This window comes from Pseudomonas sp. FW305-3-2-15-E-TSA4 (assembly GCF_058787295.1).
The window spans coordinates 309,193-328,122 of record NZ_JBYSZP010000006.1; the positions used below are offsets into that span (position 1 = coordinate 309,193).

Sequence of the window (18,930 nt, forward strand, 5' to 3'; positions counted from 1 at the left end):
GGCCCTACCGTTAAGCGGGGCACCCGGCACGTTTATTGATGCCGCCGCTGACACCATGGCCGGTACACGAAAGTTGTCAGTTCCTCCGGCCATCGTCCGGCTCGCACCTGGTGTGCAGTCGCCTGATGAGCAAAAAAATAATCAGAAGAACAGTGGAGCGGCCATGCAACAGAACAGATCGCAAGTGACCGAGCGCGACGGCTTGTTCGAACTCGAAGCCGGCAGCGACGTCCTCGACAGTCCCCGTTACAACCACGACATGGCACCGACCAAGGTGCGCGAACGAACCTGGAACAAATGGCACATCACCGCGCTGTGGGTCGGCATGTCGGTGTGCGTGCCGACTTACACCCTCGGCGGCGTACTTACCGCGTATTTCGGCCTGACCGTCGGCGAAGCGCTGATGGCGATTCTGCTGGCCAACGTCATCGTGCTGATCCCGTTGACCCTCAATGCTTTCCCCGGCACCAAGTACGGCATTCCATTCCCGGTGCTGCTGCGTTCGTCGTTCGGCGTGCTCGGTTCCAATGTGCCGTGTTTGATTCGCGCGCTGGTGGCGTGCGGCTGGTTTGGCATCCAGACCATGTTCGGCGGGCTGGCGATTCACCTGTTTCTCGGCTCGATCTTCGACGGCTGGAAATCCCTCGGCGGAACCGGCGAGGTGATCGGCTTCATGATCTTCTGGTCGCTGAACCTGTGGGTGGTGATCCGTGGCGCCGAGTCGATCAAATGGCTGGAAACCCTGTCCGCGCCGCTGCTGGTGGCGGTCGGCATTGGCCTGCTGGTGTGGGCGATGCCCAATGTGTCGATGACCGAGCTGCTGGCGATTCCACCGAAACGCCCGGAGGGCGCCAGTGTGGTCAGTTACTTCGCCGCCGGGCTGACGGCGATGGTCGGCTTCTGGGCCACGTTGTCGCTGAACATTCCTGACTTCAGCCGCTACGCCAAGAGCCAGAAGGACCAGATCCTCGGGCAGATTTTCGGTCTGCCGCTGACCATGTTCCTGTTCGCTTCGCTGGGTGTGGTGATGACCGCTGCGTCGGTGAAACTGGTCGGCGTGACGGTGTCCGATCCGGTGAGCCTGATCGGCCATATCCAGAGCCCGCTGTGGGTGGCGGTGGCCATGGCACTGATCATCATCGCCACGCTGTCGACCAATACCGCAGCGAACATTGTCTCGCCGACCAACGACTTCCAGAACATCGCGCCCAAGGTGATCAACCGCACCAAAGCGGTGTTGCTCACCGGCTTGGTCGGGCTGGCATTGATGGCCCACGAGCTGCTGAAAAAACTCGGGCTGATTGTTTCCGATGTCAGCCTGGAAACCGTGTATTCCAACTGGCTGCTCGGCTATTCGAGCCTGCTCGGGCCGATCGCCGGGATCATGGTGGTGGACTATTTCCTGATCAAGAAACAGCAGCTGGACCTGGCCGGGCTGTACCGCGACGACGTGTATCCGGCATGGAACTGGGCCGGGTTTGTCGCGTTTGGCGTACCGGTGGTGCTCACCTTGCTGTCGCTGGGTAGCGATGCGTTCAGCTGGTTTTACAGCTACGGCTGGTTTACCGGCTCGGCGCTGGGCGGGGTGATTTATTACGGGTTGTGTTCGATGCGAAGCAGCCCCTCTGTTGTGAAATCTTCGGTGTGAGGAATGGCCCCTTCGCGAGCAAGCCCGCTCCCACAGGGTGAACGCATTTCCAAATGTGGGAGCGGGCTTGCTCGCGAAGACGGCCTCAAATACACACAAGAACTGCCTGAAGAAACTCATAAAAAAACTGCCTGAGGAGATCAACATGAACGCAGCCGTAGACGTTCTGCAATCCACCCATCAGCACATCAACCGCGACCGCCTCTGGGCCTCGCTCATGGAACTGGCCAAGCTCGGCGCGACGGTCAAGGGCGGGGTCTGTCGCCTGGCCCTGACCGACCTCGACCGTCAGGCCCGCGACCTGTTCGTGCACTGGTGCAAGGGCGCCGGATGCAGCGTCACGGTGGATGAAGTCGGCAACATCTTCGCCCGCCGTCCCGGGCGCAATATGAACCTGCCGCCGGTGATGACCGGCAGCCACATCGACACCCAGCCCACCGGCGGCAAGTTCGACGGCTGTTTCGGCGTGCTCGCCGGCGTCGAAGTGCTGCGTACCCTCAATGACCTCGGTGTGGAAACCGAAGCGCCGCTGGAAGTGGTGGTCTGGACCAACGAAGAAGGCTCGCGCTTCGCCCCGTGCATGATGGGCTCCGGGGTGTTTGCCGAGAAATTCACCCTCGAAGAAACCCTAGCCAAGGTCGATGCCGACGGCGTCACCGTCGGCGAAGCCCTGAATGCCATTGGTTACGCCGGGTCACGCAAGGTCAGCGGACATAAGGTCGGTGCCTATTTCGAGGCACATATCGAGCAAGGCCCGATCCTCGAAGACGAACAGAAAACCATCGGCGTGGTGCTCGGCGCCCTCGGGCAGAAGTGGTTCGACCTGAAACTGCGCGGCGTCGAAGCCCACGCCGGGCCAACGCCGATGCACTTGCGCAAGGACGCGCTGGTCGGCGCCTCGGTCATCGTTGGTGCGGTCAACCGCGCCGCCCTCGGCCATCAACCCCACGCCTGCGGCACGGTCGGTTGCCTGCAAGCCTACCCCGGCTCGCGCAACGTCATCCCCGGCGAGGTGCGCATGACCCTTGACTTCCGCCATCTGCAACCGGAGCGGCTGGATTCGATGATCAGCGAGGTGAAACAAGTCATTGAGGCGACCTGCGAAGAACACGGCCTGACCTACGAACTGACCCCGACGGCCGACTTTCCGCCGCTGTACTTCGAGAAGGGTTGCGTCGAAGCCGTGCGCGGCGCGGCAAAAGGTCTGGGCCTGTCGCACATGGACATCGTCAGCGGCGCCGGGCATGACGCGATCTTCCTCGCCGAACTCGGTCCTGCGGGGATGATCTTCGTACCGTGCGAAGGCGGGATCAGCCACAACGAAATCGAGAATGCCGCGCCGGATGATCTGGCGGCCGGGTGCGCGGTGTTGTTGCGGGCGATGCTGGCGGCTTCGGCGATGGTGGCGGAGGGGCAGCGCGCGGCCTGAAAACGCGGCGTGACCTGTGGGAGCAGTTCCCACAGGTTTTTTTAAGTGATCAGCCGGGACGCTCGTTTTTGTTCGCGCCCCCTTGGCGGCGATCACTTCCATTTGGATTGCCGATATCCAGCAACCGTCGTTCGACCAGCACATTCTCCAGTGCCTGACGCTCGACCGGCGCCATTTGGTGTTCGCGCTTTTTCAGCTCCAGCAGAATCGGGCTGGACCAGGTGCGATAGGTCTGTTCGATGTTGCGACGCGACGTCATCAGTCTCTCCTTGATCAAGAGCCCGGTGTAGCTGGCAGGGGCTCAATCCGATGAGGGAGTAACCTTAGTCGACAAACCCCGAATCCGCGAATGCGCCGTTGTTCCCTGTAGGAGTGAGCCTGCTCGCGATAGCGGTGCGTCAGTAGCGCAAATGTCAGCTGACACATCGCTTTCGCGAGCAGGCTCGCTCCCACAGGTTTTCGTATCGCCTGCAAGTCAATCGTCGATATTCATCATCGCCTGCACACCTTCCCACGCTTCGGCGCGCATCCGTTCGATATCCAGCCCCGGAATCACGCCGTTATCGACCACGATCCGGCCGCCCACCAGGCTGTACTTCACCGTGATCGGTTCTCCCGCGACCACCGGTGCAACCGCACTGTCGTGGAAACCGAAGAAGCGTGGGTGATCAAGGCTGTAGATCACCAGATCCGCCGCTTGTCCGATTTCCAGCGTACCGACCGCGGCCAGTCCCAATACCTGCGCACCGCCCGCCGTGCCCCAGTGGATCACGTCTTCGGCAGTGGTCGCCGAGGCGCCTTGTTCGGCGCGGTGGATCAGCCATGCGGTGTTGGCTTCGCCGACCATGCTTCCGGATTCGTTGGACGCGACGCCGTCGACGCCGAGGGAAATCGGTACGCCGGCCTCATACATTTGCGGAATCGGCGCGACGCCGCTGCCCAGGCGCGCGTTGCTCACCGGGCAATGCGAGATGCCGCTGCCGGTCTGGGCGAGCATGCGGATTTCGCCGGGTTGCAGGTGCACGGCGTGGGCGAACCACACGTCGGGGCCGAGCCATTCGTGTTCGGCGACGAATTCCACCGGCAGGCAGTTGTATTTCTCGCGGCAGAAATTCACGTAGTTCTGTGTTTCCGACAGGTGCGTGTGCAGGCGCAAACCGAGGCCGCGCGCGGTGTGCGCCAGTTCGCGCAGCAGGGTCGGCGGCAGCGAAAAGGTCGGTGTGGTTGGCGCGACGACCACCCGGCGCAGGGCATCCGGGGTGTCCTGGTGATACAGCGATTTCAGTCGCTCGATATCGCCGACCATTTGTTCGAGGCTTTCCGGTTGCAGCGCGGTTTTCGAGAAACCCGGGTGCGCGCTGGCGGATTCCAGCGCGCCACCGCGACACAGCACAAAGCGCAGGCCGAACTCATCGGCCAGATCGAACAGCAGGTCCCCGGTCTCGGTGGTGCCGTGGGCATGGTAGAGATAGTGGTGATCGGCGCAGGTCGTCACCCCGGACAACAGCAATTCGACCATGCCCAGCCGAGCGGCGATCCGCGCCAGTTGCGGGGTAAAGCGGTTCAACCTTGGGTAGGGCACGCTCGCCAGCCAGCCTTGCAGATCCTGATTCAAACCTTCGGGCACGGCTTTGAGCAGGTTCTGGAACAGGTGATGGTGGGTGTTGATCCAGCCCGGATAGACCACGCAGTTGCGTGCATCGATCACGCGCTCGCCGGGTTGCGGCTCCAGGTCGGCGGCCATTTCGGCGATGCGGCCGTTGACCACGCGAATGTCCACCGCACCGGCCCGGGCACGCGGGCCGCGCAGGCCGGTCATCACCGCCAGCGGGTTTTTGATCAGGATGTTTTGAAGTCGAGTCATGGGCAGGCTCCAGTCAGAGAATGTGCGAGGCGGATTTGCCGGGCGTGGTTTCTGGCACGCTGACGCCGTTGAGCGCCGCGTTGAGCAGCACCGACACCAGGCAGGCGATGACCACGCTGCTGTGCAGGAACGGCTGTGACCACTCGGGCATTTGTTTGAACAGGGTGGGCGCGAGCACCGGTACCAGCGCGGCGGCGATGGTGAAACCGACGATCAATACGTTGTAGCGATTGCGCTCGTAATCGACCTTGGCCAGGGTCTGGATCCCCGCCGCCGCGACCACGCCGAACATCGCAATACCGGCGCCGCCCAGCGCCGCGGTCGGCATCGACGCGATGATCGCCCCAGCCTTGGGCACCAGCGCAATCGAGCACATCAGCAGGCCACTGACGGCGACCACCCAGCGGCTGCGCACGCCGGTCAGGATCACCAGACCGACGTTTTCCATGAAGGCGATAAACGGGAACGCGGCGAACATCCCGGCGATGGTGCTGGCCAGGCCGTTGGCGCGCAGGCCGTTGATCACTTGCTGGTCTTCCACCGGTTTGTCGACGATGTCGCCGATGGCCACGAATAGCCCCATCGACTCGACCATCTGCACGATCATCACCACCACCATGGTCGCGATGGGGATCAGGCTGAAAGTCGGCAGGCCGAAGTAGAACGGGTAGGGCACGGTCAGCCACGGCGCCTCTTCGACGCTGTGGAAATTGCCCATGCCCAGACCGTAGGCCAGACCGGCGCCGACCAGCATGCCCACCAGCACCGCCATGTTGCGCAGCAGCGGACTGCCATAGCGATTGACCAGCAGGATGGTCAGCAGCACCACCACCGCCACCGCGAGAAATGCCGGGGCGCCGAAGTTGCTCGCGTTGCGCCCGCCACCGACCCATTCATAGGCGATCGGGAACAGCTGCAAACCGATCACTGTGACGATGCAACCGGTGACCACCGGCGGGAAAAACCGCCGTAATCGGCCCACGAACGGCGCCATCAGCAGGGTGAAAATTCCGGCGCCGATCACCGCGCCGCAGACACCGGCGAAGCCCACTTCGGGGTTGCTGCCGATGGCAATCACTGGACCGACGCTGCTGAACGCCACGCCTTGCAGGATCGGCAGGCGTACGCCGAATTTCCAGAAACCGACGGTTTGCAAAAGGGTGGCGATGCCGGAGCAGAACAGCGTGGTGCTGATCAGTACCACGGTGTCGGCGTGGGACATCTTCAGGGCACTGGCGACGATCAACGGCACGGCGATGGCGCCGATGTACGAGACGGCCATGTGTTGCAGGCCGAGGGTGAGCATCTGTCGCACCGGCAGGACGCGGTCGACGGGGTGCACGGTGGAGGAAGGAGTGGCTGACGACATGGGGAATCACCTCTGGCTGTTTTTATGCGGTAGAGAGGGGTATTCGTCTGATGCCGCGTAGCTCAGGAACACAGTGCAACCTTGTGGGAGCTGGCTTGCCAGCGATGGCGATTTAGCAGTCACCATCTTTATCAACCGACAGTCCGCTATCGCTGGCAAGCCAGCTCCCACAGGTTTTGTGTTGTGCAAAAAATCTGGCATCAGTCATTCGTGCTGCGAAGCCGCCATCCACCGGCTCCGATGCCTTGTTCAGCCTGCCAGGCAGGCGGCAAAGCCCTGGTTCAGCGCCGCGCGGTCCAGGTCGCGGCCGATGAACACGATCTTGCTCGAACGAGGCTCCGTGCCCCATGCGGTCGAGGCGCGAAACTCCACCAGGCTGTGCACGCCTTGCAGCACGTAGCGCTGGTCTTCGTTGGCCACGGCGAGCACGCCTTTCATGCGATAGAGGTTGTCGGCCTGGGACGAGCGCAGTTCGCTAATCCAGCGGTGGAACGCCATCAGATTGACCGCGCCGTCGACGGCGATGCCCACCGATGACACGCTCGGATCGTGTTCGTGGTCTTCTGATTCATGGTGGTGGTCATGGCCGTGATGCTCAGGTTCCGCGCCGATTTCCATAAGCTTCTGCGTGCACTCGAACGCACCGATGCCGAGGATTTTCGTCAGGTCGATCTGCGCGTGGGTGGAGGTCACCAGATCTGCGGTGGCGTTCAAACCCCGGATCTTGCCGCGCAGAATGTCCACCTCTTCAGGGCTGACCAGATCGACCTTGTTGATCACGATGCGGTCGGCGCAGACGATCTGATCCACCGCCTGATTGTCGACGCCATCCAGTTGCAAATCTTCCAGGTGCTGGGCGATGTGCTTGGCGTCGACCATGGTCACGATCGCATCGAGTTCGACTTCTTCGGCAATCGGGTCATTGATGAAAAAGCTCTGCGCCACCGGGTACGGATCGGCGAGGCCGCTGGTCTCGATCAGGATGTGATCGAGGCGCACCGGGCGCGCCACCAGCTCGCGGACGATGCGCACCAGGTCCTCACGAACCTCGGCGGTGCAGCACACGCAGCCGTTGACCATCTCGTAGATTTCTTCGGTTTCGGAGCTGAGCACCAGATCGCCATCGATGCCGACCTCGCCGAACTCGTTTTCGATCACGGCAATCTTGCGCCCGTGGTTTTCCTTGAGGATGTAGTTGAGCAGGGTGGTTTTGCCGGCACCGAGGAAGCCGGTGAGGATGGTCACGGGGATTTTGGTGTTGGGGGTTGGGGCGTTGAAGGGGGTGTTCATCTGGAGCTCCTTACCTGTGTTTTTTGTCGGAGTGCGATCAACTGTGGGAGCTGGCTTGCCAGCGATGGCGGTGTGTCATTCACCAGTGATGCCGACTGACCTATTGCTTTCGCTGGCAAGCCAGCTCCCACAGGGGCCGGGGTGTTCTTTCCAGCGGGTGGCAACGCCGGCATCGAGGCCGAACAGGTCGAGCACCCGGCCGAGGCTGTGATCGACCATCTGCGCCAGGCTTTCGGGCCGGGCATAGAACGCCGGCACCGGCGGGGCGATGATTCCGCCCATCTCGGTGACGGCGGTCATGTTGCGCAGGTGGGCGAGGGTCAGCGGGGTTTCGCGGGCCATCAGCACCAGGGTGCGGCGCTCCTTGAGGGTGACGTCGGCGGCGCGGCCGATCAGCCCGGAAGACGTGCCGGTGGCGATCTCCGCCAGCGTGCGCATCGAACACGGCGCGACCACCATGCCCAGGCAGCGAAACGAACCGCTGGCGATCCCGGCCGCGACGTCATCGGCGCGGTGGTAGTGGCTGGCAAGCGCAGTGACATCGGCCAGTTTGTAATCGGTCTCGTGGGCCATGGTCAGCAGCGCCGCACGACTGATGATCAGGTGGCTTTCGATGTTCAGCTCGGCGAGCAATTGCAAAAGACGCACGCCGTAGATGAAGCCGGACGCGCCGCTGATGCCGACCACCATCCGCTGACGGTTCACGAGGCCAGGCCTTTGAGCAGTTGCCGGGCACGTTCGAGCACGTCCTGATCGAGCTGCGCCTTGATCCCGTCGAAGCCCGAGCCACGGGTGGCGTCCAGGCCCATGCGCGAAGTGGTGCCGTTGACCGATGACGACGGATCCAGCGGGCTGCCGGGCAAGCCATCGATCACGAAAATATCCAGATGCGGCTGGAAATGCGTGGCCAGCGCCCACAACACCTGGCTGTCGTCGGTGATATCGATATCGCTGTCCACCGCGATCACGTTTTTCAGATACGGATCCCAGCCGAGCAGGGCCAGCATGATCTGCCGCGCCTCGCCGTCGCGGCTCTGATCCAGCGCTACATAGCAATGAAAGTGCGTGCCGGAATTCGGGTAATGCACGGCGGTGACGGCAGGGAAACGCGCCTTGAGCTTCTCGCTCATTTCCGCTTCGCGCGGCAGCCGGGCGAGGGTCAGGTGTTCGGCGTAGCGGCCGCCCATCACGTCCACCAGCCAGGCGTCCTTGCGCCGCAACAGGGTGTCGACGCGCAGCACATTGTTGGTCGAGCGATCCGAGGAGTAACCGCTGAACTCGCCGAACGGGCCTTCCTCGGCGTAGGCCGTCGGGTCGATGGCGCCTTCGAGGACGAACTCGGCGTATGCCGGGACGCCAATGCCGTAGCGCGGGGTCTTGACCAGTTCCAACGGCGCGCCGAACAACCCGCCAGCGACAGCGCGCTCATCGGCGCCATACGGCAAACGCGCTGCCGCCGCGAGCATGAACAGCGGATGTGCGCCGACCACCATTGCCACGCGCAATTCTTCGCCGCGCTCACGGGCGGTCTGCAGCATCCGCCACAGGTGTCCACGCGAGTGCAGGCTGGTCGCCAGGGACTGGCGAGCGTGGCGCATCGAGCGGTGGTAGCTCATGTTGGCGATGCCGGTCAGCGGGTCCTCGGCGATGATGATCGCGTTGGTGATGTACGGCCCGCGATCGCTGTCGAAATGCTTGAGCATCGGCAGCAGCGCCAGATCCACGGCTTCGCCTTCGAACACTTCATCGAGCACCGGGCCGCTTTCCACGTAGCGCGGGGCGATGGGCTGGTTGGCGCGGCGCTGGAAGGTTTCGTGCAGTTGTGCCGGGGTGACATCGAACAACCGGGCAATGCGGGTGCGGGAGGCGAACAGATTGGTCGCCACCGGCACCTTGAGGCCGCCGACGTTTTCGCAGATCAGCAGCGGATCGCGACCCTGTGCGGCGAGGGCATCGACCAGGGCGGTGATGTCCTGATCGGCAGAAACAGATTGGGTGATGGTCAGCACATCGTCCGGGTACTCACGGCGATAGGCGTCGATGAACACGTGAAAATCCTGAGAATCGCCGAGCGTCGAACGGGTCATGGTTTCACCTCGTAAAAAGCAGGCACGCAGGGGTGAGAGGGCGTTCGATCGAGCAGCCGTTGGCCTGCCGGTCGAGGAAACGCCGGGTCATCTTCGTGCCTGTAAAGTCGCTGTGTTGCCCACATGAAACACTGAGAAACCCCTGTGGAATGGGATTAACTGTGGTGAGGGGATTTATCCCCGATGGACTGCGCAGCAGGCCTGGACTCTCAGCATCAAGAGAGGGCGACTTCGTCACCCATCGGGGATGAATCCCCTCACCACAAAGTGCGCCATTTCTTCAGGTCAGAGGTACGTGGTCGTCAGGCGTATATCCGCCTCAACCAGATCCTTCGGCGGTGGCGTCGGCTCGATCCCGCACAACCGGGCGATGTTGTTGCCCAGGTAGTCCTCCAGATGATCCTCATCGATGCCCAGCCCCTGCGGTGCCGGTGAGCACAACACCTCCAGCTCGCGCAGCCACATGCCCGGTTCGTTCGGCGGCGAGTCGGTGCCGAACACGATCTTGTTGCGCGGCAGTTCCTTGGCGAACTCGACGATCCGCGACTGGAAGCACCAGCCGGATTCGCAGTACACGTTCGGCGTGTCCATTGCCATCCAGAACGCCTCGAACGAGTAGTTGCCGCCGGTCTGGATGCCGAAGTGGCCGATGATGAAATTGACCATGGGGAACTCACGGATGATCGGGTAAAACATCGTCGGAATCGTGTACGGGCCGTCGCCGGTATGGATCAGCACCACGATGTTGTACTTGGCGCAGACTTTCATTGCCGGGCGCAGCCAGTCGAGTGCCCGGTCCGGGCGATAGCCGTGCATGTTGGCGTGCAGCTTGAGCATCTTGAAGCCGTATTCCTTGATGTGGAATTCCAGCTCCGCCGCACCGTTTTCCGGGCCCCAGCGCGGGTTGAAGTTGAAGTTGCCGATGAAGCGATCCGGGTATTTCACACAGAGTTCGGCGACGTAGGACATGTAGTCGCGCACGCCCTCGCGACCCCGGCGATTGCCGTCGCGATACCCGGTGTTGCCCGGTGGCGGCTGGATGAAACCCATGTCGATGCGGCGCGGTTTGCCGTTGATCATGTACGGGCCGTCCATCAGTTTGAGCATGCGCTCGCCGGTGAACGGTTCGCCGGTGTGGCGCCAGGCCTCGTCGACCAGGTTGGTGGGGTGCAGATGGGTGTCGATGATCATCGGTTCAGCTCCTGGCCAGTTGCGTGGTGACGGGACGCTTGAGTTGCGCCTCTGCTTCGGAAACGGAACGCGGCGGCGGGGTCGGTTCGAGGCCGATCATCCGCGCGGTGTTGTTGCCCAGATATTCTTCGAGGGTGTCTTCGTCGAGGTTCAGGCCTTGCGGCGGCTCGTGGCACAACACTTCGAGCAGGCGCAGCCACATGCCCGGTTCGTTCGGCGGGGTGTCGGTGCCGAACAGGATCTTGTGCGTTGGCAAGACCTTGGCGAACTCGACGATCCGCGATTGCAGGCACCAGCCCGATTCGCAGTAGACATTGGGCAGCTCCATCGCCCATTGCATCGGTTCGAATACGTAGACCCCGCCGGTCTGCACGCCGAAGTGGGCCATGATGAAATTCACGTTGGGGAATTCCTTGATCATCGGCACCCATTCCGACGGGATGCTGTACGGCCCGTCGCCAGTGTGCAGCTTGACCGGGATGCCCAGTTCGGCGCATTTCTCGAAGCACGGGCGCACCCAGTCCAGTGCACGATCAGGCCGGTAGGCGTGCATGTTGGCCTGCATCTGCACCATCTTGAAACCGTGCTCCTTGACGTAGCGCTCGATCGCCTCGACGCCGTTTTCCACGCCGCAGCGCGGGTTGTAGACGAAGCAGCCGATGAAACGATCGGGGTAGGTCTGCACCATTTTCAGGGTGTAGGCCATGTAGGCGTCGATGGATTCGCGGCCCGAGAGTTCGCCGTCGGTCCAGGTGTAAATGGTGTTGCCCTGCGGCGGCTGGATGAAGGCTTTGTCGATCCGGCGAGGTTTGCCGTTGACCATGTACGGGCCATCCATCATCTCCAGCAAACGCTCGCCGGTGAACGGGTCACCGTCATGCCTCCAGGCGAGGTCCACGAGATCCGTGGGATAGCAGCTGATATCGATGATCATTGAAGTCGATCTCCTGATAGCGGGGAAGGGAGCCTTGCGGCTCTCGGCATCCACGCCCCGGGCTATCGGCCATTTCTATGCGCAGCACTCGCGCATTCCCTCGCCTGTTCGCATCCGGCCCGGGTGGGTGGTTGCTGAGGGCGAGTATTGGAAAGGGCGGAGGGGTTCGTACAATATTAATTGGGCGCGGTGGTGATACTTGGGCGATATGGTTTTGGTTTTTGTGGTGGTTGTGCCGACCCCTTCGCGAGCAGGCTCGCTCCCACAGGGGGGAATGCATTCCAGCTGGAGAAATGCGGTCAAACTGTGGGAGCGAGCCTGCTCGCGAAGGCGTCAGTGTTGCGTACGCAAAGCCAACTGCCGGATCACCTCAACCACCGGCGCCACCCGCTCGGCCTGCCCATGCGGCCAAACCGCATACAGGTTGTAATGCGCAGCAATCTGCGCCTCGTTCAACGCCACCAGCCGCCCACTGCGCAACGCATCGGCGGCGAGTAAACCGCGCACCAGCCCGGCACCAACCCCGGCTTCAGCCGCCGCAATCAGGTTCGCCGCATTATCGAAAATCACCCGCGCCGGTGGCTCTACCGGGGGCATTCCGGCCGCATCCAGCCACGGTATCCACGAGCGCCGCGTATAGCCCAACAGCGGCAATTCAAGAATCTGCGCCGGGCTCAACGGCACCTGCAAACCATAGCGCTCAAGCAGCGCCGGTGAAGCCACCGCCAGCACCCGGTCGCCGCAGATCTGCGTCATCTCGCAGTCATCCCAATCGCCATAGCCGTAACGCAACGCCAGATCGACCCGCTCAAACGTGCTGCGATCACTGCGCGGCATCGACAGCAGCGTCACCTCGTAATCCGGCAGTCCGTCGAGCAACTCCGGCAGGCGCGGATTGAGCCAGCTCTGCGCCAGTTCACTGTCGACGTCCAGGGTCAGGCGCTGCGCCACGCTGCGGTTTTTCACCGAGGACAGGGCCCGGTCGATCTGCGCCAGCCCGTCCGCCAGCACGCTGGCAAACAACTGCCCGGCATCGGTGAGGTTGCTGCCGCCGCCCTCACGTACGAACAACGGCTGACCGATGAAATCTTCCAGTGCGCGAATCTGCTGGCTGATCGCACTGTGCGTCAGGTCGAGCTTGCGCGCGGCACTGGAAAAACTGCCGCTGCGCGCCGCTTGGATGAACGCGCTCATGGACTGCACCGACGGGTATCGCTTGTACATGTTGTTAGTCCTGCTTACACCGGTTGGCAGAAATCGTCGCTGGCCGCGTGTTGCGTGGGCTTCCAATAATCGGTCACCAGGCCCGCACAAAGACGGGCCGCTCTTTTGGAGCCTGACAATGATCGCATTCACGGTTAACGGCGAACGACGCGAGCTGGATGAGGCGTCCCCCTCCATGCCCTTGTTATGGGTACTGCGTGATCAACTGAAACTCACCGGCACCAAATTCGGCTGCGGCATGGGCCTGTGCGGTGCCTGCACCGTGCATCTGGACGGTGTCGCGGTGCGTTCCTGCCAGTTGCCGCTGGCCGCCGTCGCGGGCCACAGCATCACCACCATCGAAGGTCTGTCGCCGAACGAAAGCCATCCGCTGCAACTGGCCTGGGTCGCCGAAGATGTGCCGCAATGCGGCTACTGTCAATCCGGGCAGATCATGTCCGCCGCCGCGCTGCTCAACACCGGCGCGGCGGTAACCGACGATTCGATCCGCAATGCGATGTCGGGGAATATCTGCCGTTGCGGCACTTACGGGCGGATCAATAAAGCGATCAAACGTGCGGCGAACGCGCCGAAGGAGGCGTGATGAGCCTGCGCGACGACACCTTGCTCGAACCGTCACGCCGGGTCTTTCTCAAGCAAGCGGCGACGGTGGCTTCGGGCCTGGCGATTGCCTTGTATCTGCCCTCCGGCAGCGCCGCCAGCGACCCGAAATCTCCGGCGCCGGCCACGGAATTCGAGCCCAACGCCTGGGTGCGGATCTTCCCCGACGGCACAGTGAAACTGGTGGTGCACAAACACGATTCCGGCACCGGCACGCAAACGGCGTTGGCCGCGTGTGTGGCCGAAGAGCTGGATGTGAACCCGATGACCGTGCAGGTCATCACCCCGGAAGATCCGTTCTTCGAGATCTACATTCACCCGGTCTGGAAAGTCTTCTCCACCGGCGGCAGCACCAGTGTTTCGCTGGAATACGAACGCTTGCGCATGGCCGGCGCCACGGCGCGGGCGCTGCTGATCGCGGCGGCAGCGCAGCAATGGAAAGTCAGCCCCGACAGCTGCAGCACCGAAGAAGGCCGGGTGGTTCATCTGCCCAGCAAACGCAGCCTCGGTTATGGCGAACTGGTCGGAGTGGCGGCGCGTCTGCCGGCACCGGCCCACGTCACCCTGAAGGATCCGGCGCAGTTCAAGTACATAGGCAAACTGCGGCACAAGCGCGATGCCGCGGCCAAGGTCTGCGGGCGCTTCAAGTACAGCATCGACGTGCAGTTGCCGGGGATGCTGGTGGCAGTGATTCAGCGCGCGCCGGTCGTCGGGGCGAAAGTCGTCAGCGTGAATTCGGCGGCGGCATTGCAGGTGCCGGGCGTGCGCCAGGTGCTTGCAGTCCCCGGGCGCCCGGACGTGCTCGGCGGCAACCTGGAAGGCGTGGCGGTACTGGCCAACACGTTCTGGGCGGCGCAGCAGGGCCGCAAGGTGCTGGAGATCAAGTGGAGCGACTCGCCACTGGCCGGGTTCGACAGCGCGGAATTGGCCAAGGCCCAGGCTGCCGCAATTTCCGACCCGCACAGCCAAACGGTAACGGCCATGACGCATGGCGATGTCGACGCGCAATGGCCACATGCAGCGCAACTGCTCGAAGCCGATTACCGCATGCCGTACAAGGTGCAGAACCCACTGGAGCCGATCTGCATCACCGCGCACGTGCAGGATAAGGCGATCACCTATTGGGGCGGCGTGCAGGTGCCGTCTTCGGCGCTGGAAGCGGCGCAAACCGTATGCAGCATTGCCAAGGACAAGGTCACCATCAATGAACTGGTGTCCGGCGGCAGCTTCGGCGCGCGGGAGGCCAAATACTGGTTGTTCGAGGTGGCGTATCTGGCGCAGCAAACCGGTGTACCGGTGAAGTTGCTCAACAGTCGTGAAGACGAGATGCACGCACTGTTCAATCACCCGGCGACGCTGCACCGGGTCAGAGGCGCGCTGGATGCCCAAGGCAAACTCAAGGCACTGCAACTGCACGCGGTGTCACCGGCCTCGCCGGAGCAGTGGGAGCCGGGTTATTTCGAACGCCCGGATCACATGGATTACAGCACCACCGAAGCGATCACCGCGTGGGACTTCGCCTATCGTCCACCGCACCTGGAGCTGAACTGGGTCAAGCACGAAAGCCATGTGCCCAGTGGTTGGTATCGCTCGGTGAGCTTCATCCCCAACGTGTTCGCCGTGGAAAGCTTCATGGATGAACTGGCCCATGCGGCGGGGGCGGATCCACTGGGGTTCCGTCTGGCCAACATGCAGGAGCGGCCACGGCATGTGGCGGTGCTCAAACGGGCGGCCGAGCGTGCCGGATGGGGCCAGCCGCTGCCGCCGGGCACTGCGTTGGGGATTGCCACCAATCAGGGTTACACCAGTTTTATCGCGGTGGTGGCGCGGGTCGCGACGGTCGATGGCAAGCCGAAAGTCGAGAAGCTGACCTGCGTGGTCGATTGCGGTCTGGCGGTGTCGCCGGGCGGGGTCGAGGAGCAGATCTACGGCGGACTGATGTGGGGCTTGGGCCATGCGTTGTTTGATCGCCTCGACATTCAACAGGGCAGGGTGGTGCAGAGCAATTTCCACGACTACCGCGTGACCCGGATGTCGGACATGCCGGCCACCGACATCGTGGTGCTGGATGGCGAGCCGGGCAAACCCGGTGGTGTCGGCGAACTGGGCAGTCCGTCGGTGGCGCCGGCGATTGCCAACGCCTTGTTTGCGCTGACCGGCGTGCGCCAGCGTTCAACGCCGCTGAGTCTGGGGTAGGCGCCATGGACCTGCGTCTGCTGCGGTACTTCATGGCTCTGGCCGATGAGCTGCATTTCGGCCGCGCCGCCGAGCGCCTGCACATTTGCCAGCCGCCGCTGAGCCAGCAGATTCGCCTGCTGGAGGAGGAGCTGGGCACGCCGTTGTTCGAGCGCAGTCACCACCGGGTCGAACTGACAGCGGCGGGGCAGATGCTCAAGGAGCAGGCGCCGCTGGTGTTCGAACAACTGGAACGGGCGCTGGATCTGACGCGCCAGACCGGGCGCGGGCAGCTTGGCGAGCTGGAAATCGGCATGATCAGCTCGGTGATGGTCGGCGTGCTGCCCAGAGCCCTGCACCTGTTTCGCGAGCGCTATCCGCAGGTGAACTGGCGGCTGCATGAAATGACCCCGGCGGCGCAGGTCAAGGCGTTGAAGGAAAAACGTATCGACGCCTGCGTGTTCCGCGTGGGTTATGACGATCCGTTGCTGCGCAACGAGTTGTTGATCTACGAGCCGATTCATGTGGTGATGCCGGCCGATCATCCGCTGGCCAGGCGCGAGATATTGGCGCCGGCAGATCTGGCTCAGGAGCCGTTTGTCGCGCTGGAACTGAAGCAGTCGCGGTTCGCCAATTTCCTTTATCAGTGCTGCATTCAGGCCGGATTCACCCCGCAGATTCGCCAGCAGGTGATCGAGGTGCAGACCTTGCTCAGTCTGGTGCGCGCCGGTTTCGGGGTGGCGCTGTTGCCGGCCTCGATCGAGCAGTTGGCCCCGGCGGGGCTGGTGTTTCGCAAGCTGACACCGGCGCTGCCGGAGGTGCCGTTGTATGCGACTTATCGCGCTGATGATGCTTCGCCGGTGCTCAAGCTGTTTCTCGATACGTTGCGGGAGTTGGTGGAATCTTCAGATCACCAATGATCCCCTGTAGGAGTGAGCCTGCTCGCGATAGCAGTGTGTCAGTCAGCGTTGATGTGGCTGACAGACCGCTATCGCGAGCAGGCTCACTCCTACAGGGATTTGTGGTGTTGTTGAAGAGTTCGGCACGATCACGAACGCCTGCGGTCGTAATCTTCACACGCGAATTCCCTGTGGAGATCCAATGAGCCAGGAAGTCCTGACCACTGAAACCAACCGTCGCCAGCTGCAGCAGATCATCGCCGGGCTGTCCGACGGGGTGATTCTGCTGGAGCTCGATCAGAGCATCCTCTGGGCCAATGAGGCGGCGCTGGCGATGCACGGTGTCAGCCGGATCGGTGAGCTGGGCACTAATGCCGATGAGTATGCCAAGCGCTTCAGCCTGCGCTATCGCAACAATCATACGGTGCCCCCGGAACACTACCCGATCAGCCGCGCGGCACGCTGCGAAGCTTTCAACGACGTGCTGATCGAAGTGTCTGCCGTGAATGATCCCGAGCACGTCTGGGTGCACAGCGTGCGCAGCATGATCCTGACTGATCGCGAAGGGCAGCCGGAGTCACTGGTGCTGATCATGAGCGACGTCACCGATTGGGCGAACGCCGAGCAGCGCTTCGAAAAGACCTTCAATGCCAACCCGGCGCCGGCGGTGATCTGCCGCCTCAGCGATTTGCGCTATATCAAGGTCAATCCGGGGTTTCTGGAGATGACCGGTTACACCCGCGAGCAGGTGATCGGCACCTCGGCCTATGAAATCGACATCTTCGAACAGGCCGAAAAAAAGGATCTGGCGATCCAGCGCCTGCGCGATGTCGCGACCATTCCGCAGATGCAGGCTCAACTGCGCCTGCCCGATGGCGGCAGCAAGCAAGTGATCGTCGCCGGGCAGCCTCTGGTGCTCAATGATGAGGATTGCATGCTGTTTTCCTTCGTCGACATGGAGCTGCGCCACAAGGCCGAAGTCGCGCTGCGTCAGAGTGAAGAGCGCTTTGCCAAGGCGTTCCGCCTGACTCCGGTGCCGATTCTGATCTGCACGGCCGAGGAGCAGCAGGTGATCGATGTCAATCAGGCGTTCCTCGACACCCTGGCGTACGAGAGTGACGACGTTGTCGGCAAAACCGTGACCCAGCTGAATTTCATTGACGACGATGGTGCGCGGGCCCGACTGCTGACCGCTCTGGCGAAAAGCGGACGAGTGGATCGGGTCGATGTGCGGGTGCGCAAGAAGGACGCGGATCTGCTGGAGTGTGCGGTATCTGCCGACACCGTGAATATCCAGGACACGCCGTGCTATCTGCTGGTGCTGATGGACATCACCGAGCGCAAGCGCACCGAGCTGGAGCTGGTGGCGGCGATTGAAGAGGTGATGAAGGATGCTTCGTGGTTCAGCCGGACGCTGATCGAAAAACTGGCCAATGTGAAGAAGGTCAACTCGCCGCAACTGCCGAGCGTGTCGTTCACTGACCTGACGGCGCGTGAGCGCGATGTGCTGGCGCTGATCTGCGAAGGGCTGGCTGACAAGGAGATCGCCGCACGCCTGAAACTCGCGCCGAACACCGTGCGCAATCATGTGGCGACCGTGTATTCCAAGCTTGATGTACACAGTCGCAGCGAAGCGATTGTCTGGGCGCGCGAACGTGGTCTGTTTTCTGGCGAGCGCGGCGCGAAGGGTCAGCGGTAGGTGCAAATGCACTAGCTGATGCGGTGCAAATGGAGGTTCTGGTGAGACAGGGCAGTTCTTAGTCTGTTGGGGTGCGATACGAGCCTGTTGGCTCGGGATCGTCTCCCTTCGAAACAGCTAAAGGAACAGGCTCCATGATGAATCTTGCGCAGTTGCGCGCCAGCCTCGAACAGAGTTTTTCGCCATTGGCGTGCGAGTGTTCAGTGGATGGGGATCATTCGCTGACGGTGAAGTTGTATCACCCGGATTCGGGGCAGGTGGATCTGGTGATCAGCGGGTTGAAGCTCAATGCGTTGCGTACGCCGGAGGCTGTGGCGGCGTTGGTTGATGAGTTGCGGTATGAGTTGGAGAGCAATTCTTTGCGGGCTGCTCGGGATCCGGATATGGCCTAGGGTTTTGGTGTTGGTTTGTTTTGGGTGTATATCCGTTGCTGCGGTTATGGCTGCTTAGGGTTCCGCCCTTACGGCGGGTCACTTTTTCCAGACGCCGAAAAAGTAACCAAAAAGGCTTTACCCTGACGT

General features: G+C 62.3%; 16 protein-coding genes. 7 read left to right on the plus strand and 9 right to left on the minus strand.

Features of this window, described 5'->3' with window-relative positions:
- Nucleotides 1-163: 163 nt before the first annotated feature.
- Together AC3WMV_RS11025 and AC3WMV_RS11030 are read left to right on the plus strand one after the other, a co-directional pair.
- Nucleotides 164-1,648 carry an NCS1 family nucleobase:cation symporter-1 gene (locus AC3WMV_RS11025; protein ID WP_103369151.1) on the plus strand — a complete coding sequence of 495 codons (1,485 nt, stop codon included), beginning with the start codon at nt 164-166 and terminating at the stop codon, nt 1,646-1,648.
- A gap of 145 nt (nt 1,649-1,793) precedes the next feature.
- Nucleotides 1,794-3,077, plus strand: coding sequence for a Zn-dependent hydrolase (locus AC3WMV_RS11030; protein ID WP_103369150.1), 1,284 nt, complete (start codon nt 1,794-1,796; stop codon nt 3,075-3,077).
- A gap of 49 nt (nt 3,078-3,126) precedes the next feature.
- Here the strand turns inward: AC3WMV_RS11030 and AC3WMV_RS11035 are convergent, their stop codons facing one another.
- From AC3WMV_RS11035 to AC3WMV_RS11075, 9 genes are all read right to left on the minus strand, one after another.
- A complete protein-coding gene (locus tag AC3WMV_RS11035) occupies nt 3,127-3,336 on the minus strand; it encodes a hypothetical protein (protein ID WP_027613195.1) in 210 nt (69 codons plus the stop codon).
- A gap of 216 nt (nt 3,337-3,552) precedes the next feature.
- The gene (locus tag AC3WMV_RS11040) at nt 3,553-4,941 is read right to left on the minus strand and encodes an amidohydrolase family protein (RefSeq protein WP_103369148.1); all 1,389 of its coding nucleotides are present in this window, start codon (nt 4,939-4,941) and stop codon (nt 3,553-3,555) included.
- A gap of 13 nt (nt 4,942-4,954) precedes the next feature.
- Nucleotides 4,955-6,310: a nucleobase:cation symporter-2 family protein gene (locus AC3WMV_RS11045; RefSeq protein WP_103369147.1), complete on the minus strand. Its 1,356-nt coding sequence runs from the start codon at nt 6,308-6,310 to the stop codon at nt 4,955-4,957.
- 249 nt (nt 6,311-6,559) lie between these two features.
- A complete protein-coding gene (locus AC3WMV_RS11050; protein ID WP_027613192.1) occupies nt 6,560-7,600 on the minus strand; it encodes a CobW family GTP-binding protein in 1,041 nt (346 codons plus the stop codon).
- A gap of 75 nt (nt 7,601-7,675) precedes the next feature.
- Nucleotides 7,676-8,290: a UbiX family flavin prenyltransferase gene (locus tag AC3WMV_RS11055; protein ID WP_178085268.1), complete on the minus strand. Its 615-nt coding sequence runs from the start codon at nt 8,288-8,290 to the stop codon at nt 7,676-7,678.
- Between the two features lie 11 nt (nt 8,291-8,301).
- Nucleotides 8,302-9,687 (minus strand): UbiD family decarboxylase, encoded by a 1,386-nt coding sequence (locus AC3WMV_RS11060; RefSeq protein WP_027613190.1) that lies wholly within the window; start codon nt 9,685-9,687, stop codon nt 8,302-8,304.
- 285 nt (nt 9,688-9,972) lie between these two features.
- Nucleotides 9,973-10,878, minus strand: coding sequence for an amidohydrolase family protein (locus AC3WMV_RS11065; RefSeq protein WP_003224037.1), 906 nt, complete (start codon nt 10,876-10,878; stop codon nt 9,973-9,975).
- A gap of 4 nt (nt 10,879-10,882) precedes the next feature.
- Nucleotides 10,883-11,812 (minus strand): amidohydrolase family protein, encoded by a 930-nt coding sequence (locus AC3WMV_RS11070; RefSeq protein ID WP_007965237.1) that lies wholly within the window; start codon nt 11,810-11,812, stop codon nt 10,883-10,885.
- 333 nt (nt 11,813-12,145) lie between these two features.
- Nucleotides 12,146-13,036 carry a LysR substrate-binding domain-containing protein gene (locus AC3WMV_RS11075; RefSeq protein ID WP_103369145.1) on the minus strand — a complete coding sequence of 297 codons (891 nt, stop codon included), beginning with the start codon at nt 13,034-13,036 and terminating at the stop codon, nt 12,146-12,148.
- 118 nt (nt 13,037-13,154) lie between these two features.
- Here AC3WMV_RS11075 and AC3WMV_RS11080 point away from each other — a divergent pair, with 118 nt between their 5' ends.
- From AC3WMV_RS11080 to AC3WMV_RS11100, 5 genes are all read left to right on the plus strand, one after another.
- Nucleotides 13,155-13,619: a (2Fe-2S)-binding protein gene (locus AC3WMV_RS11080; protein ID WP_103369144.1), complete on the plus strand. Its 465-nt coding sequence runs from the start codon at nt 13,155-13,157 to the stop codon at nt 13,617-13,619.
- Entirely contained in the window at nt 13,619-15,832 is a 2,214-nt protein-coding gene (locus AC3WMV_RS11085) for a xanthine dehydrogenase family protein molybdopterin-binding subunit (protein ID WP_103369143.1), read from the plus strand. Before AC3WMV_RS11080 ends, AC3WMV_RS11085 begins: the two co-directional genes overlap by 1 nt.
- 5 nt (nt 15,833-15,837) lie before the next feature.
- On the plus strand, nt 15,838-16,731 hold the full coding sequence (locus AC3WMV_RS11090) for a LysR substrate-binding domain-containing protein (RefSeq protein ID WP_103369142.1): 894 nt from the start codon (nt 15,838-15,840) through the stop codon (nt 16,729-16,731).
- A gap of 181 nt (nt 16,732-16,912) precedes the next feature.
- Nucleotides 16,913-18,409, plus strand: a complete 1,497-nt coding sequence (locus AC3WMV_RS11095; protein ID WP_103369141.1) for a helix-turn-helix transcriptional regulator — start codon at nt 16,913-16,915, stop codon at nt 18,407-18,409.
- 134 nt (nt 18,410-18,543) lie between these two features.
- Nucleotides 18,544-18,801, plus strand: a complete 258-nt coding sequence (locus AC3WMV_RS11100) for a DUF1652 domain-containing protein (RefSeq protein ID WP_027613184.1) — start codon at nt 18,544-18,546, stop codon at nt 18,799-18,801.
- Nucleotides 18,802-18,930 lie beyond the last annotated feature (129 nt).

What these genes read in the sequence shown, in the direction of transcription:
- AC3WMV_RS11040 (WP_103369148.1), bottom strand. Translation starts at nt 4,941, where the DNA reads ATGACTCGACTTCAAAACATCCTGATCAAAAACCCGCTGGCGGTGATG.
- AC3WMV_RS11060 (WP_027613190.1), bottom strand. Translation starts at nt 9,687, where the DNA reads ATGACCCGTTCGACGCTCGGCGATTCTCAGGATTTTCACGTGTTCATC.
- AC3WMV_RS11045 (WP_103369147.1), bottom strand. Translation starts at nt 6,310, where the DNA reads ATGTCGTCAGCCACTCCTTCCTCCACCGTGCACCCCGTCGACCGCGTC.
- AC3WMV_RS11100 (WP_027613184.1), top strand. Translation starts at nt 18,544, where the DNA reads ATGATGAATCTTGCGCAGTTGCGCGCCAGCCTCGAACAGAGTTTTTCG.
- AC3WMV_RS11085 (WP_103369143.1), top strand. Translation starts at nt 13,619, where the DNA reads ATGAGCCTGCGCGACGACACCTTGCTCGAACCGTCACGCCGGGTCTTT.
- AC3WMV_RS11080 (WP_103369144.1), top strand. Translation starts at nt 13,155, where the DNA reads ATGATCGCATTCACGGTTAACGGCGAACGACGCGAGCTGGATGAGGCG.
- AC3WMV_RS11050 (WP_027613192.1), bottom strand. Translation starts at nt 7,600, where the DNA reads ATGAACACCCCCTTCAACGCCCCAACCCCCAACACCAAAATCCCCGTG.
- AC3WMV_RS11055 (WP_178085268.1), bottom strand. Translation starts at nt 8,290, where the DNA reads ATGGTGGTCGGCATCAGCGGCGCGTCCGGCTTCATCTACGGCGTGCGT.
- AC3WMV_RS11095 (WP_103369141.1), top strand. Translation starts at nt 16,913, where the DNA reads ATGAGCCAGGAAGTCCTGACCACTGAAACCAACCGTCGCCAGCTGCAG.
- AC3WMV_RS11090 (WP_103369142.1), top strand. Translation starts at nt 15,838, where the DNA reads ATGGACCTGCGTCTGCTGCGGTACTTCATGGCTCTGGCCGATGAGCTG.
- AC3WMV_RS11075 (WP_103369145.1), bottom strand. Translation starts at nt 13,036, where the DNA reads ATGTACAAGCGATACCCGTCGGTGCAGTCCATGAGCGCGTTCATCCAA.
- AC3WMV_RS11025 (WP_103369151.1), top strand. Translation starts at nt 164, where the DNA reads ATGCAACAGAACAGATCGCAAGTGACCGAGCGCGACGGCTTGTTCGAA.
- AC3WMV_RS11035 (WP_027613195.1), bottom strand. Translation starts at nt 3,336, where the DNA reads ATGACGTCGCGTCGCAACATCGAACAGACCTATCGCACCTGGTCCAGC.
- AC3WMV_RS11070 (WP_007965237.1), bottom strand. Translation starts at nt 11,812, where the DNA reads ATGATCATCGATATCAGCTGCTATCCCACGGATCTCGTGGACCTCGCC.
- AC3WMV_RS11065 (WP_003224037.1), bottom strand. Translation starts at nt 10,878, where the DNA reads ATGATCATCGACACCCATCTGCACCCCACCAACCTGGTCGACGAGGCC.
- AC3WMV_RS11030 (WP_103369150.1), top strand. Translation starts at nt 1,794, where the DNA reads ATGAACGCAGCCGTAGACGTTCTGCAATCCACCCATCAGCACATCAAC.